The 12,592-nt window shown below is 43.8% G+C and carries 12 protein-coding genes; 8 read left to right on the forward strand and 4 right to left on the reverse strand.

The window, feature by feature from the left end; all coding sequences use genetic code 11:
• Window positions 1-56: 56 nt before the first annotated feature.
• A complete protein-coding gene (locus tag WKU26_RS12015; protein WP_340322200.1) occupies window positions 57-2,468 on the forward strand; it encodes a GumC family protein in 2,412 nt (803 codons plus the stop codon).
• 114 nt (window positions 2,469-2,582) lie between these two features.
• Here the strand turns inward: WKU26_RS12015 and WKU26_RS12020 are convergent, their stop codons facing one another.
• From WKU26_RS12020 to WKU26_RS12030, 3 genes are all read right to left on the reverse strand, one after another.
• Window positions 2,583-3,014 carry an N-acetylmuramoyl-L-alanine amidase gene (locus WKU26_RS12020; RefSeq protein ID WP_340322201.1) on the reverse strand — a complete coding sequence of 144 codons (432 nt, stop codon included), beginning with the start codon at window positions 3,012-3,014 and terminating at the stop codon, window positions 2,583-2,585.
• A gap of 186 nt (window positions 3,015-3,200) precedes the next feature.
• Complete coding sequence (locus tag WKU26_RS12025) at window positions 3,201-3,308, reverse strand: smalltalk protein (protein WP_269877645.1); 108 nt, start codon at window positions 3,306-3,308, stop codon at window positions 3,201-3,203.
• 92 nt (window positions 3,309-3,400) lie between these two features.
• Window positions 3,401-3,883, reverse strand: coding sequence for an HU family DNA-binding protein (locus tag WKU26_RS12030; protein WP_340322202.1), 483 nt, complete (start codon window positions 3,881-3,883; stop codon window positions 3,401-3,403).
• A 402-nt stretch (window positions 3,884-4,285) separates the two neighbouring features.
• On the opposite strand from WKU26_RS12030, the gene WKU26_RS12035 reads away from it, so the two are divergent.
• Window positions 4,286-4,537 (forward strand): DUF4248 domain-containing protein, encoded by a 252-nt coding sequence (locus tag WKU26_RS12035; RefSeq protein WP_340322203.1) that lies wholly within the window; start codon window positions 4,286-4,288, stop codon window positions 4,535-4,537.
• Window positions 4,538-4,647: 110 nt separating this feature from the next.
• On the opposite strand, the gene WKU26_RS12040 is transcribed toward WKU26_RS12035, so the two are convergent.
• Window positions 4,648-6,759, reverse strand: a complete 2,112-nt coding sequence (locus tag WKU26_RS12040) for a VapE domain-containing protein (RefSeq protein WP_340322204.1) — start codon at window positions 6,757-6,759, stop codon at window positions 4,648-4,650.
• A 173-nt stretch (window positions 6,760-6,932) separates the two neighbouring features.
• Between WKU26_RS12040 and WKU26_RS12045 the strand changes: the two genes are divergently transcribed.
• The 6 genes from WKU26_RS12045 to WKU26_RS12065 form a co-directional block, all read left to right on the forward strand.
• A complete protein-coding gene (locus WKU26_RS12045; protein ID WP_340322205.1) occupies window positions 6,933-7,142 on the forward strand; it encodes a hypothetical protein in 210 nt (69 codons plus the stop codon).
• 441 nt (window positions 7,143-7,583) lie between these two features.
• On the forward strand, window positions 7,584-9,086 hold the full coding sequence (locus tag WKU26_RS12050; protein ID WP_340322206.1) for a succinate CoA transferase: 1,503 nt from the start codon (window positions 7,584-7,586) through the stop codon (window positions 9,084-9,086).
• Between the two features lie 221 nt (window positions 9,087-9,307).
• The gene (locus tag WKU26_RS12055; protein ID WP_340322207.1) at window positions 9,308-10,489 is read left to right on the forward strand and encodes a hypothetical protein; all 1,182 of its coding nucleotides are present in this window, start codon (window positions 9,308-9,310) and stop codon (window positions 10,487-10,489) included.
• Window positions 10,490-10,573: 84 nt separating this feature from the next.
• Window positions 10,574-11,449, forward strand: coding sequence for an N-acetylneuraminate synthase family protein (locus WKU26_RS12060; RefSeq protein WP_340322208.1), 876 nt, complete (start codon window positions 10,574-10,576; stop codon window positions 11,447-11,449).
• Window positions 11,440-12,345: an acyltransferase family protein gene (locus tag WKU26_RS12770; protein WP_445323249.1), complete on the forward strand. Its 906-nt coding sequence runs from the start codon at window positions 11,440-11,442 to the stop codon at window positions 12,343-12,345. Before WKU26_RS12060 ends, WKU26_RS12770 begins: the two co-directional genes overlap by 10 nt.
• A 7-nt stretch (window positions 12,346-12,352) precedes the next feature.
• The coding region (locus WKU26_RS12065) for a cytidylyltransferase domain-containing protein (protein WP_445323250.1) at window positions 12,353-12,592 on the forward strand (240 nt) is incomplete at its 3' end.

Raw genomic sequence — 12,592 nt, forward strand, 5'->3', positions numbered from 1 at the left:
AGAACTTACACAAGCAAACTTAAAAACTAAAAAACTCAAAAACTTAAACCAATCTTATGAACGAAAACAACCTATTCGATACACCGGAACAGAAAGAAGAAGACTTCAACCTCTACCGCGTGATTTTCAAATACCTCATCTACTGGCCCTGGTTTGTAGCCGGTGTCCTTGTCTGCGTAGCGGCAGCCTTTATCTATCTCCGCTACCAGACACCCGTGTATAACGTGAGCGCCTCCGTCCTGATTAAGGAAGACGATGCCCGTAGCCGTGCCATGCAGGCAACCAACGGAGCTTTGGGAACCTTGCAGAGCATGGGAGGCTTCTCCATGACCAGCAGCTTCGATAATGAAGTGGAGATTCTGAAATCACGTACCCTTGTTCAGAAGGTAGTCACCCGTTTAGGGCTTTATATCTCTACCGTAGAAAACCGCAGCTTCGGCTATGACCAGCCTCTGTATAAGAATGCCCCCGTACAGGTGTACCTCACTCCCGAAGAAGCGGAAAAATTCGGTGGTGCAAAACTGAAAATGGTTTATACTCCGGAAGGGAAACTAAGTGTAAAAGCCATTTATAATCTGAATGGAACCGAACAAAGCGAGGAAAAAACTTTCAATGCTCTGCCAGCTGTACTGCCTACTCCCGTAGGAGTATTCAGCTTTACAAAAAACGACTCGATACCCGCTCCTGCAAAAGAGGTCAAACTGATCACCTACATCAGCTCCCCTGTTGCAGTGGCCAAAGGTTATGCAGGAGCACTCAGTGTAGATCCCACTTCCAAAACCACGACCATTGCCAAGATAAACTTCCAGAACAGCCACAAGCAGCGTGCAGTGGATTTTATCAATACCTTAGTGGCTTTCTACAATCAGGATGCCAACGACGAAAAGAACGAAGTGGCACAGAAAACCGCTGACTTTATCGAAGACCGCATCGCCATTATCAACCGCGAACTCGGTACTACCGAAAGCCAGTTGGCAGACTTCAAGCAGAAGTCCGGTCTGACCGACCTCACTACCGATGCCCAACTGGCACTTCAGGAAAACTCCAAATACGAACAGCTCCGTATCGAAAACCAGACCCAGATTCGTTTAGTGGAATTCCTGTGCGACTATATTCATAATCCCGCCAATGCCGACGAAGTCATTCCGGCCAATGTCGGCCTGCAGGACCAGAACCTCAGTTCGGTCATCGACCAGTACAACACCCTGATTATCGAACGCAAGCGGCTGCTCCGCACCTCGTCCGAAAACAACCCGGCTGTCATCAATATGAAGACCGGCATCGAAGCCATGCGCCACAGCGTACAGACCACCGTGGCCAGCGTACTCGAAGGCCTGCACATCACCAAGGGCAACCTCGACCGCCAGGCCAGCAAGTTCGAGGGACGCATCAGCAAGGCTCCCCAGCAGGAAAAGGAATTCCTCACCATTGCCCGCCAGCAGGAAATCAAGGCACAGCTCTACATCATGCTGCTCCAGAAACGCGAGGAAAATGCCATCACTCTGGCGGCTACCGCCACCAACGGACGCATCATCGAACAGGCACTGCCCGACAATGCTCCGGTAGCACCCAATAAGAAAATGTTCCTGCTCGTTGCTTTGGTGTTAGGCTTGGGTATTCCGGTCGGTATCATCTACCTGATCGACCTGCTGAAATACAGGATTGAAAACGGAGAGGATGTACAGAAACTCACTTCCGTTCCTCTCGTGGCCGAACTGCCCCACTGCCAGAAACCGGCACACGGAGCCATTGTGGTACGCGAAAACCACAACGACATCATGGAGGAAACCTTCCGCGGACTCCGCACCAACCTGATGTTTATGATGGAAAGTGGAGAAAAGGTCATCATGGTTTCTTCCACCCAGCCCGGAGAAGGAAAATCCTTCGTAGCCGGAAACTTGGCTGTCAGCTTAGCCCTGCTCGGCAAAAAAACCCTGATTGTAGGAATGGACATCCGCAAGCCCGGTCTGAACAAGGTCTTCAACCTCTCGCACCGCGAAAAGGGACTGACTCACTACCTGAGCGATCCGGAACAGACCGACCTCTTCGCATTGGTACAGCCTTCGGACATTCATAGCAACCTTGATATCCTGCCCGGAGGTATCGTACCGCCCAACCCTACCGAATTGGTAGCCCGTCCGGTACTCGACAGCGCCATTGCCCGGCTGAAAGAGCGTTACGACTACATCATCCTCGATACCGCGCCCATCGGCATTGTGACCGACAGTCTCATCATAAGCCGTGTGGCCGACCTCTGCCTCTATGTCTGCCGCGCCGAAATGACCCCGAAAGCTGCTTTCCAGTATATCAACGAACTGAAGGACAACAGGAAGTTCGGCAAATTAGCCACCGTACTCAACGACATCGACCTGAGCAAGCGCAAGCACAGCTACGGTTACGGCTATGGCAAGAAGTACGGCTATGGCTACGGATACGGTTATGGTTTCCAGAACAATAAGAAAGGATAAACATAAAAATGAAGAGCCGACAGGCAAACCGACTATTAACTTATGTGGTGATAAATTAATTTCTGCCGGAAAGCCGGAGGCTCTTCATTCTCTTTATCTGTAAATTACACACTGTTATAGCTCCGCATACTCCCTCCTTGCATCAAAGCAGGGACAGGCTTTACGGATATAAGGACTCAGTTGGGTATGCCCCACAATCCGTGCTTGCGGATAGTCCGCCTTCAGCTGGCGGAGCAGATCCAGCAAGGCACATTTCTGGGTTAAGGTACGGGTGTCGGCAGGACGGCCTTTCCGGTTCAGTCCCCCTTCGTAACACACCCCGATGCTGTGCTCGTTCCATCCGGCTGCATGTGCACCGATCTGATGCAAAGGCCGGCACGGATGAATCACTCCGTCGCGGGTAATGTAAAAGTGATAGCCGATATCGGCAAACCCTCGTTCCCGATGGCAGTGCCGAAGTGCTTCCACCGGAAAATCCCGGTCTTCACGCGTCGCACTGCAATGGATTACGATGGTATCTATTTTTCGGAAGTTCTGGAAGTACATAGGTGATGAGTTTGTAAGTTTTTGAGTTTGTAAGTTAGGTTACAAGACAGTTATATAAGTTTTTAAGTTTTTTAGTTTGCCAGTTTGTTGATGTTCTCAAACTCAAAAACTCAAGAACTAAGAAACTCATCTTAAGTTTGTTGGTGTTCGCAAACTCATAAACTAAAAAACTTAAAAACTCAAAACTCACACAAACGAACTCAATCCCAGCGCTCCGGCTATGGCCGTGGCTACGGTGATGATGACTTTGAGGACGATGCCCCACACATTTTTAGGTTTTGAGGAATTTTCCATATAAAGATAAATCTAACAAATATAATTCAAACAATTTGGTTTTAAATTAGTATCCGGACCGCCTGCGTGAGCAACCGGTCCGGAGTTTTTAATCAGACAAGAGGACCTTCACCGGCTTTTTCCGGGGTGATGTCTACGGTGGTTTCACCGGCCTTCTGGGCTTTCAATACCTTACGGACTGCATCACGGGTCGGAACCGGTGTAAATTCCATTCCGGCAAAGATGTTTTTCAGGTCTTCACCCGGTACAAACTGGATGTTTACATCCTTGATGTAATCCGAAGTAAAGGTTTCCGCATTTTCGGCTCCCTCGCTGCTGATTTGCAGACGAAGCTTGCCCAATTCGCCTAAGTCTACCTGGTTGCCCTCGCGGAGCACTTCAAAGATGTTGTCTACCAAGGCGGTAAGTACCGCCATCACATCGGCACGGTTTACCGTGGTCTGCGAAGCAATCCGCTTCGACATGGTTTTCAGACTGACAGTGTTGCCGATCTGAGCTTTTGCATACGCTTTTTTCACTGCTTCCGGATCCGTAGGATTGGAAGATCGCATCGAGATACTGTAATTTAAGGCCATAAGCTTTAAGTTTTTAAGGTTATAAATTAGGTTACAAGGCGTCTGTTTAAGTTTTTGAGTTTGTAAGTTTTTTAGTTTGTTGGTGTTCTCAAACTCATATTAAGTTTTTGAGTTTTTAAGTTTGTAAGGTGGTAAATGTTCTCAAACTAAAGAACTAAAAAACTCATATTAAGTTGGTTGATGTTCTCAAACTCATAAACTCAAGAACTAAAAAACTCATAACAACTTGTTCCCTCTCTCATTCTGAAACAAAGATACAACACGGGAAAAGAGGTGTAGAAGAAGAGAGAAGAAGTCGATGGAAGTTGAAAGAAAATCGTATAAAATAATTCTCGCAAGCAAGGGATATTAGCGGATTTATTGCTATATTTATAGTGATAAAACAATAATATTCAAGCAATTATGAGAGACACAAGTATTCCTGAAGAGAAGATAGAAAAAGAGTGGGAAATCCATCCTTACTACCGTAGAGAACTGGCCATGGCCTATGCGCCCCAACTGACTCCCGAAGCAGCGGTGAACCGGCTGACGCGATGGCTGAAACAGAATAAGGCGCTGTTCAGGGAACTTCAGGACTACGGATACCGTCCCAACCAGCAGATGTTTACCTCCATTCAGGTGGAAATTATCTTCCGCTATTTAGGACGGCCCTGAATCCGGCAAAAACGTGACTTGTATCGTAAGCCTGCGATACAAGTATCATTCGCTGACGATACAAGTCACGCAAGCCATCGGTACAGGTCACGTACAGCCTCCGTCTTTGTTCAGACAGAGGCTTCTCCTTCGGCAGGAGGCTCGGTATACCGTCCCATTGCCAGACGGTTGTGGTGAATTTCCTCATCGTTCAGCGGAATCACCCGGTAGCCCCGTTTTCCGGCAGCCCGGACCTGTTCGAAGCCTAATTTCTTCAGTGCCAAACCGATTTTTACCGTACTGAGCGGCATTTTCAGCATAAATCCGGCACGGGCCATGATGTCCGTAACGGTCATGAACTGACACTCCTCTCCCGGCATGGGACGGCGGTATCCGGTCTGAATCACTTCCAGCTCCATGTTGGTCGTTTCAAACTGTTCGTTATGCGCATTGATTTCACGAATCTCGTCGTTGGCAAACCAGAAGCAGAATCCCTCCTTCCAGAGTGCCAGCGCCTGGGCATAGACTCCTTCGTAGTCGATGGGCGTATCGTAGGGATTCTGGATTTGCTTCACTTCGAAAGGCAGCCATCGGCGGTGTCCGGTGGGGTCGTTCAGAAAGTTGGCATTGTTTGTCGTCCCGCAGAAACTGGCAATGTGCGCCCGCTTTTCCTTGTAGTGCCCGTACGGCCGGCGCTCGTTGATGTCGGGTGAAGTCACCAAAGCCTTCAGCTGATTCATTTCCGACGGGCGCATCTCGTCAATCTCTTCCAGACAGACGAAAGCAAACTCGGAGAGTGTCATCATATCGTCCTTGGTGAGATGACTGCTGTTGGTTTTCAGATAAAAATACGCCCTGAGCTCTTCGGGCAAAAGGCGGTTGAACCAGGTGGTTTTATACACCCCCTGCGGTCCCACTAATACCAGAATCTCGTGATTGATGATACGCGGATCGAGAATGGAAGCCACGGCTGCCACCAGCCATTTCCGGAAACACTTCCTGAAATGTTCCTGATTGCCGCACACCTCCACCATATCGGCCAGCTTTCCGATGTAATCTGTTTTCCCGTCCCAGGCAGGCAGATAGTTGAAGTAATGCACAAAAGGATTGTAATCCTCTACATATTCCGATTCCAGCACATTGCGCAAATCGGACAAGCGGAGATTTTCTCCTTCCTTGCACATCCGGCTCCAGAGCGTATTGACCATACGGTCGGTCACTTCCACGAAAGGAGCATCCTCGTCGCATTCTTTGGGACGCATTTCATATTTTCCGGTAATCACATTGTGCCGGAATACTCCCTGTGTATCGAGGAACTGCTCGATATCGTGTACCGTCGCCATCCGTTTCACCGCTTCGGTGCCTTCTTTCCGCCTCCTGCCCCTCGCGGGCACACGTGTATCAAACTTTGTGCAGTCGGCATAACAGGAACGGAAGATAGAAGCCACATCGCCCTCATAATCGGTAAAGCGGTCCTCTGCCCACTGCAAGGCTTCCTCCATCGGAATGCCGTACTCATTGAGCAGATAGCCCGTACGCATGATATACTCGTTGCGGTGATGCGGTTCGTACACCACACCGGCCTGTTTCAGTTCACGGTTGATGGCAGCTATTGCACGCTCCAGTTTTCCGTTGCGCACAGGCTCCAGGTCCTTCGCAGAGAAGGCAAACGGCACAGCCTCCGGATTGAAGAACACGTCCGGATCGGCAGCCAGTCCGCTCAGCCTGGTAGGATTCTTGCAGCGTCCGTCGCATTCCACACCCGTCAGTCGGGCATAATATTCATTGGCAGTCTGGAACGCCTTTTTATAGCGTTCTACCTTTCTGGCAGCAGACAGCCCCTCCATCGGCATCTCGATACGGAAGAGAATACGTATTCCCTCCCCGCTCATGGTGACATAAGCCAGTGCCGTATGCTTGTCTTCGCGGATGCGTTGCAGCACCTCCTGCATCTGGTCTGCAGGTACATGATCGAGGTCGGCCAGCGAGAATCCGGTCCACGAATCAATATGCTTCTGCTGTTTGCCACCGGAGAAACGGACAGCCACGGCGAAACAGGGACACGAAGCCTTTTCGCGGTCGGCAGAAGTCTGCATCCTTTCGGAACGGTAGTAACGGTGCTTCTCCGTATGACTTTTTACGGTTTGGTCTTCGCGGATAAGGTAAAGAAGATGAGCCAGTGTCGTTTCGGACGGGCGTTTGTCGGAATAGCCTCTGAAAAGGCTGAAAGTAGTTTGTATCATAATTTCAGAATAAGGTTAATGACATCAAATGTAGACGCAACATTCGGAGTATGCAAACCGCTGTTGCAGACATGTCAGCAACAAAAATAACAAGTATAAACAAGCATTAACAGATATTAAGAATAAAAACAATCCCGGACAATAGTGTCCGGGGCAACTTTAATAATTAACTTATGAAGCATCGTACATCTCTCAGTTTAAGACTGGGAGAATTTTTCGACGAAATCCGTCGGACAACACTGGTGAACGGAAAGACTCTTTCCATTCACGAAGTAAGCAGAATCACGCGTATGGGCGAAAACACCTACGAGAAATTAAAAAAAGGGATTCAGACAGTATCTGGGATTTTTACAGAATCTACTATCTGTATGCAAATGTATTGAAAGACGACCCTGTGAAATGGTTGGAATTTCATAAAAAGATAGGCAGGATTTTCCAGTCTGCCCACATAAAGATTCATCACAGGAACACATAATCGTGTCGGGGTTGACGGGTTGTCACCCTATTTTATAAAACTTATACGTGTGAGTGTGGAGAGAAATGAGATTGAAATCTCTCCACACATATCTATAAAAAGTTTAGAAAATTGCTGTCAACCCCGACAACCCCGACAAGCTGAAAAACTAATCACCTGATTTACAACCACGTTCATTTTCGGTAAAATGTCGGGGTTGTACAGGTTTCCCCTGTTCTCCACACCTCTCCACCATGTGGAAATTCTGAAATTTTTACATCATTTCAGGGTGGTGGAAAGGTGGTGGAGAAGTGGTGGAGAGAAATTTGAAATGTAAAAACAATCCCTTTTTAAATAAGTCTCATAAAAAATGCAGTATCATACTTATCCCATACTCACTGCCCAGGAAGCAGCCCTTCTGATTCACCACGGAGACACCTTGGGAATCGGAGGATTTTCATCGGTAGGAACCCCCAAGGCAGTGCCCGCTGCCCTGGCTTCCCACGCACAGGCCCAACACGAGGCCGGTAAGGAATTCAAGGTAGGACTCATCACCGGAGGAGCTACCGGAAACACCATCGACAGTGCCCTGGCACAAGCCGGAGCCGTCAGTTTCCGTACCCCTTTCCAGTCGAACAAAGACATGCGAAACGCCATCAACAGCGGCGATGTAGCCTACTACGACGTACACCTCTCCCACATCGGTCAGGACGTACGCTACGGCTTCCTTCCCAAGATCAATGTGGCACTGATTGAAGCTTCCGATGTAACAGCCGACGGCGAAATTACCCTCACCACTTCGGTGGGTATCTCGCCTACCCTGATTCAGCAGGCAGACAAAGTGATTATCGAACTGAACCGCATGCACAGCGGCAAGCTGCAGGGCATGCACGACATTTATACTCCTTCGGCTCCTCCCGCACGCACCGACATCCCCATTTTCCGGGTAAGCGACCGTGCCGGCAGTCCGGTGGTAAAAGTCGACCCGAAAAAGATTGCTGCCATTGTGGAAACCCACGAACGCGACCACATCGCTCCTTTCACTCCGCAGAATGAAACCACGCTCCAGATAGGAAACAACGTGGCACAGTTTCTGCTTTCGGAATGGAAGAAAGGCCATATTCCTCAGGAGTTCCTTCCGCTGCAGTCGGGTGTAGGCAACATTGCCAATGCTGTATTAGGTGCCTTGGGCGACGATACACAGCTCCCTGCCTTTACCATGTTTACAGAAGTAATTCAGAACTCAGTCATCGACCTGATGCAAAAAGGACGCATCCGTTTTGCGACCGGCAGCTCGCTGACGCTGAGTGAAGACCATCTGGATATGATATACAACGACCTTCCTTTCTTCCGCGACCGGCTTTTGCTGCGTCCGCAGGAGATTACCAACCATCCGGAAATGATCCGCCGTCTGGGCATCATCGCCATCAACACGGCATTGGAGGCTGACATTTTCGGAAACGTGAACAGTACGCACGTATCGGGCAGCAAGATTATGAACGGTATCGGCGGTTCTGCGGATTTCTCGCGCAACGCCTACCTGTCTATCTTCACCACTCCTTCTACGGCGAAGAACGGTCTGATTTCGTCCATCGTGCCCCAGGTGTCGCACGTAGACAGTACGGAACACGATGTCCGCATCTTAGTGACCGAACAGGGGATAGCCGACCTTCGCGGCAAATCGCCCCGCCAGCGTGCGCAGTGTATCATCGAGAACTGTGCCCACCCCGACTACAAGCAGCTGTTGTGGGATTACCTGAAACTCTCGGAAGGCAAGTCGTGTCATACCCCTTTCAGCCTCCGCAACGCTTTCCAGATGCATCTCGCCTACGAAGAAACAGGCGACATGCGGAATACTACTTATATCGCTTAAAATAAACTTATTATATTTTTAAAATTGAGTAATAGTATTCTTACTTCGAAAATATTACACACAATAAAAACAGCCTTGAATTATTTTAGTCTGAGAAAATATTAATACTCAAGTTAAAAAAGTATCATTCTGTAGACGATAGAGCATACATAAATATTAAATAATTTTACCTCATCCTCATTAAAATACAATAATAGCTATATAACAAATGCTTATCACACATGAAAGAATTAACTCTTGAAGAAACAAGCAAGAAAGAATATGCAAATATGTTTTTCTTTTTAACATTATGTGGAAATGTCTTTTGTACAGTATACATATCCTCATTAATCTATGTTTTTACAGCTATATTTTTTCTTTTTATATACCTTACTAAAAAAAGTGTCAGAAACAGAATATCAAACAACTCTTTAAAATCTATTTTACTGATAGTCGCATGTTTTTTATCTCTATTCTTCGTACAGTATCTTGTTTTTGGATGGAACACTGTACCTGGCATCATTAATCATATTTCCAAATTCATTATAGGAGCAGGTTATATTTCCTATTTAGGAGATAAATTCCGTATTATTTTTTTTAAAACAATGTATATTATTTGCTTAATAGCTTTACCTTTATGGATATTCCAGCAAATATTCGGAGGAATACCAGGTCTCGACTATTCAATAGGAAAAACAATCTGGATATACTCCTATCGAGAAGGAACAGACATTATGAGAAACTGTGGTTTTTTTTGGGAACCAGGTGCTTTTGGAGGTTATATCGCATTTTTAACACTTCTATTTTTTAATGATTTAGCGGAATTATTCAAAACAAACAAATGGAAATGTATAGTAATAATAGCAACTTTACTTTCTACACAAAGCACTGGTGGTTATATGTCATTTGGTACCATAATCATTATGTATTTAGCTTTTTCAATGAAATCAAAAGTAAAATACATAATTCTCCCTTTAACAATTACTGGAGCATTATACGCCTATTCTAATCTAACTTTTTTATCAGAAAAATTTAAAGAACAAAATTCAAAAGCCTCTGAACAGGAATGGGGTGAATACAGTTCTACACGAATGGGCACATTTATGTTTGATTTATATTATATTACAAAACACCCTTTTATTGGTAATGGGTTACATGAACGTACACGTTTAGCAGATCACCCAATATTGGCTGAATTATTGAAAAATAAAGAAATAGCAGGTGCTGGTAATGGCTTTAGTGATACACTTGTAAAATGGGGAGTTATCTATGCTTTTATATTTGGTCTAGTTTTTATTAAAACAAACAAAAATTTACCTCTTTCGTCAAAAATTTGTTTTTTACTATTAATCTGTTTCATACTACAAGGAGAACCATTTATGAATTTTCCTTTATTTCTAGGTATACCATTAATCAAAATTTAAAAAAACATCCATGTAAACAAATTTTAACCAAACTATATATTTCAAATAACAATATAATTCTTCTATACAATTAATTTTTATAAAATGAAAACTCCTAAAATTATCGCAGAAATCGGTTGCAATCACAAAGGTGATATGGCAATCGCTAAAGAAATGATTATGACAGCAGCAACTTACTGCAAAGCTGATGTTGTGAAATTTCAAAAACGCTGTAACAAAGAACTACTCAGTCCTGAAGAATATAATGCTCCACACCCAAATCCTCAAAATTCTTATGGAGCAACATACGGCGAACATAGAGAGTTCTTGGAATTCAATCTGGAACAACACCGCCAATTGCAAAAATGGTGTGAAGAATTTGGAATTGAATATTCTACATCCGTATGGGATGTAACTTCTGCAAAAGAAATCTGTACATTAAAACCAAGTCTTATTAAAGTTCCATCAGCTTGCAATCTAAATAAAGAACTTCTGACCTATCTATGTGAAAACTTTGAAGGAGAAATCCACTTGTCATTCGGGATGACAACACGTGAAGAAGAAGAACAAATTATCAGTTTCTTTGAAGAAAAAGGACGAAATAAAGATCTTGTAATTTACGATTGTACTTCAGGCTACCCTGTACCTTTCGAAGACATTTGTCTGCTTGAAATCACTCGCCTCCGTGAACTTTATGCACACCGCGTAAAAGCTATCGGATTCTCCGGTCACCATTTAGGTATTGCAGTAGACTCAGCAGCCGTAGCTCTCGGTGCAGAATGGGTAGAGCGTCACTATACCCTAGACCGTACTTGGAAAGGCACAGACCATGCAGCATCATTGGAACCAGACGGTGTACGTAAATTAGCCCGTGACTGCCGCGCTGTAGCAAAGGCCCTTAGCTATAAAAAAGAAGAAATTTTAGACATTGAAAAAGTACAAAGAAATAAACTGAAAAAAAATCAAGTAAAATGGGGATAGAAAAATATAACCATTCTATTGATATAGTAAAAGGGGGATTAATATTTTTAGTTATTTTAGGGCATATAATACAAGGAAGTCTAAATGATAATTTTATTCGATTTTTTATCTACTCATTTCACATGCCAATGTTTTTATTTATTAGTGGATATTTAATCAATATAAACAAATTACAAAAATATAGTTTTACAAAGATTACGAGATATTATATTGCCAGAATGTTAGGATGGTGGGGAATCGCATGGTGTATTTATACATATATTACAATTGAACACCTTACATTAACCAATATCTTAAAAAATATTATAAACCCCTACTATCACTTATGGTATGTACCAACACTATTTAGTATGATAATCACAACTCATATCATACTAAAAATGAGTTCTAATAAAACTTTTTTTTGGTACATATTATTTGTAATAAGCATTTTATGTATTATTTTGGATAATACCACTCATTTCCCCAAATTAATAGACTTAGGAATGTTCTTCTATTTTACTCTAGGAGTATTTTGTAGGAACAAAAAATCGAATTATATAAGAATAAATAGGAATATTTGGGTAATATATTCTATTGTAATAGTAGCTATATATTGGCTTGTTAAATATTTTTCACTTTTAAACATCCAATCCCTTTTACTTTTTCCATTTGTTGTTTATATTATTATAAAATGGCTTTATCCTATCCTACAAACAGATTGTCTAACAAGATGCTCATTATTAGAATTTTGGGGCAAGAATTCTTTATTAATTTATTTGTGGCACGTATTACCAATTATAATATTAAAATATTTCTTTAATAATACAATATTATACTACATAATATCTTTAATATTAATATCTTTATTTATTTGTCTATCTTATTGTATGATAAAAAAACGACTAAAAAGTTAATTATTTAATGAAAACAATTGCATTTATACCAGTCAGAGGAGGCAGTAAATCCATCCCTCTTAAAAACATTAAATTATTTTGTGGTAAGCCACTAGTATGTTGGAATATAGAGGCATTGGAAGCATGTAGTCTTATTGATAAAATTATAGTTGCAACAGATTCTGATCAAATAGAAAAAACTGTTTTAAATCAAAATTATAAGAAAACTGAAGTTTATAGACGCTCCGCAGAAAATGCTTGCGACACT

Source organism: Phocaeicola sp. HCN-40430, assembly GCF_037890285.1.
In the GTDB taxonomy this organism is placed as follows: Bacteria; Bacteroidota; Bacteroidia; order Bacteroidales; family Bacteroidaceae; genus Phocaeicola; species Phocaeicola acetigenes.

Coding starts and splice junctions, on each gene's coding strand:
- WKU26_RS12015 (WP_340322200.1), top strand. CDS start 57: ATGAACGAAAACAACCTATTCGATACACCGGAACAGAAAGAAGAAGAC.
- WKU26_RS12020 (WP_340322201.1), bottom strand. CDS start 3,014: ATGTACTTCCAGAACTTCCGAAAAATAGATACCATCGTAATCCATTGC.
- WKU26_RS12025 (WP_269877645.1), bottom strand. CDS start 3,308: ATGGAAAATTCCTCAAAACCTAAAAATGTGTGGGGCATCGTCCTCAAA.
- WKU26_RS12030 (WP_340322202.1), bottom strand. CDS start 3,883: ATGGCCTTAAATTACAGTATCTCGATGCGATCTTCCAATCCTACGGAT.
- WKU26_RS12035 (WP_340322203.1), top strand. CDS start 4,286: ATGAGAGACACAAGTATTCCTGAAGAGAAGATAGAAAAAGAGTGGGAA.
- WKU26_RS12040 (WP_340322204.1), bottom strand. CDS start 6,759: ATGATACAAACTACTTTCAGCCTTTTCAGAGGCTATTCCGACAAACGC.
- WKU26_RS12045 (WP_340322205.1), top strand. CDS start 6,933: ATGAAGCATCGTACATCTCTCAGTTTAAGACTGGGAGAATTTTTCGAC.
- WKU26_RS12050 (WP_340322206.1), top strand. CDS start 7,584: ATGCAGTATCATACTTATCCCATACTCACTGCCCAGGAAGCAGCCCTT.
- WKU26_RS12055 (WP_340322207.1), top strand. CDS start 9,308: ATGAAAGAATTAACTCTTGAAGAAACAAGCAAGAAAGAATATGCAAAT.
- WKU26_RS12060 (WP_340322208.1), top strand. CDS start 10,574: ATGAAAACTCCTAAAATTATCGCAGAAATCGGTTGCAATCACAAAGGT.
- WKU26_RS12770 (WP_445323249.1), top strand. CDS start 11,440: ATGGGGATAGAAAAATATAACCATTCTATTGATATAGTAAAAGGGGGA.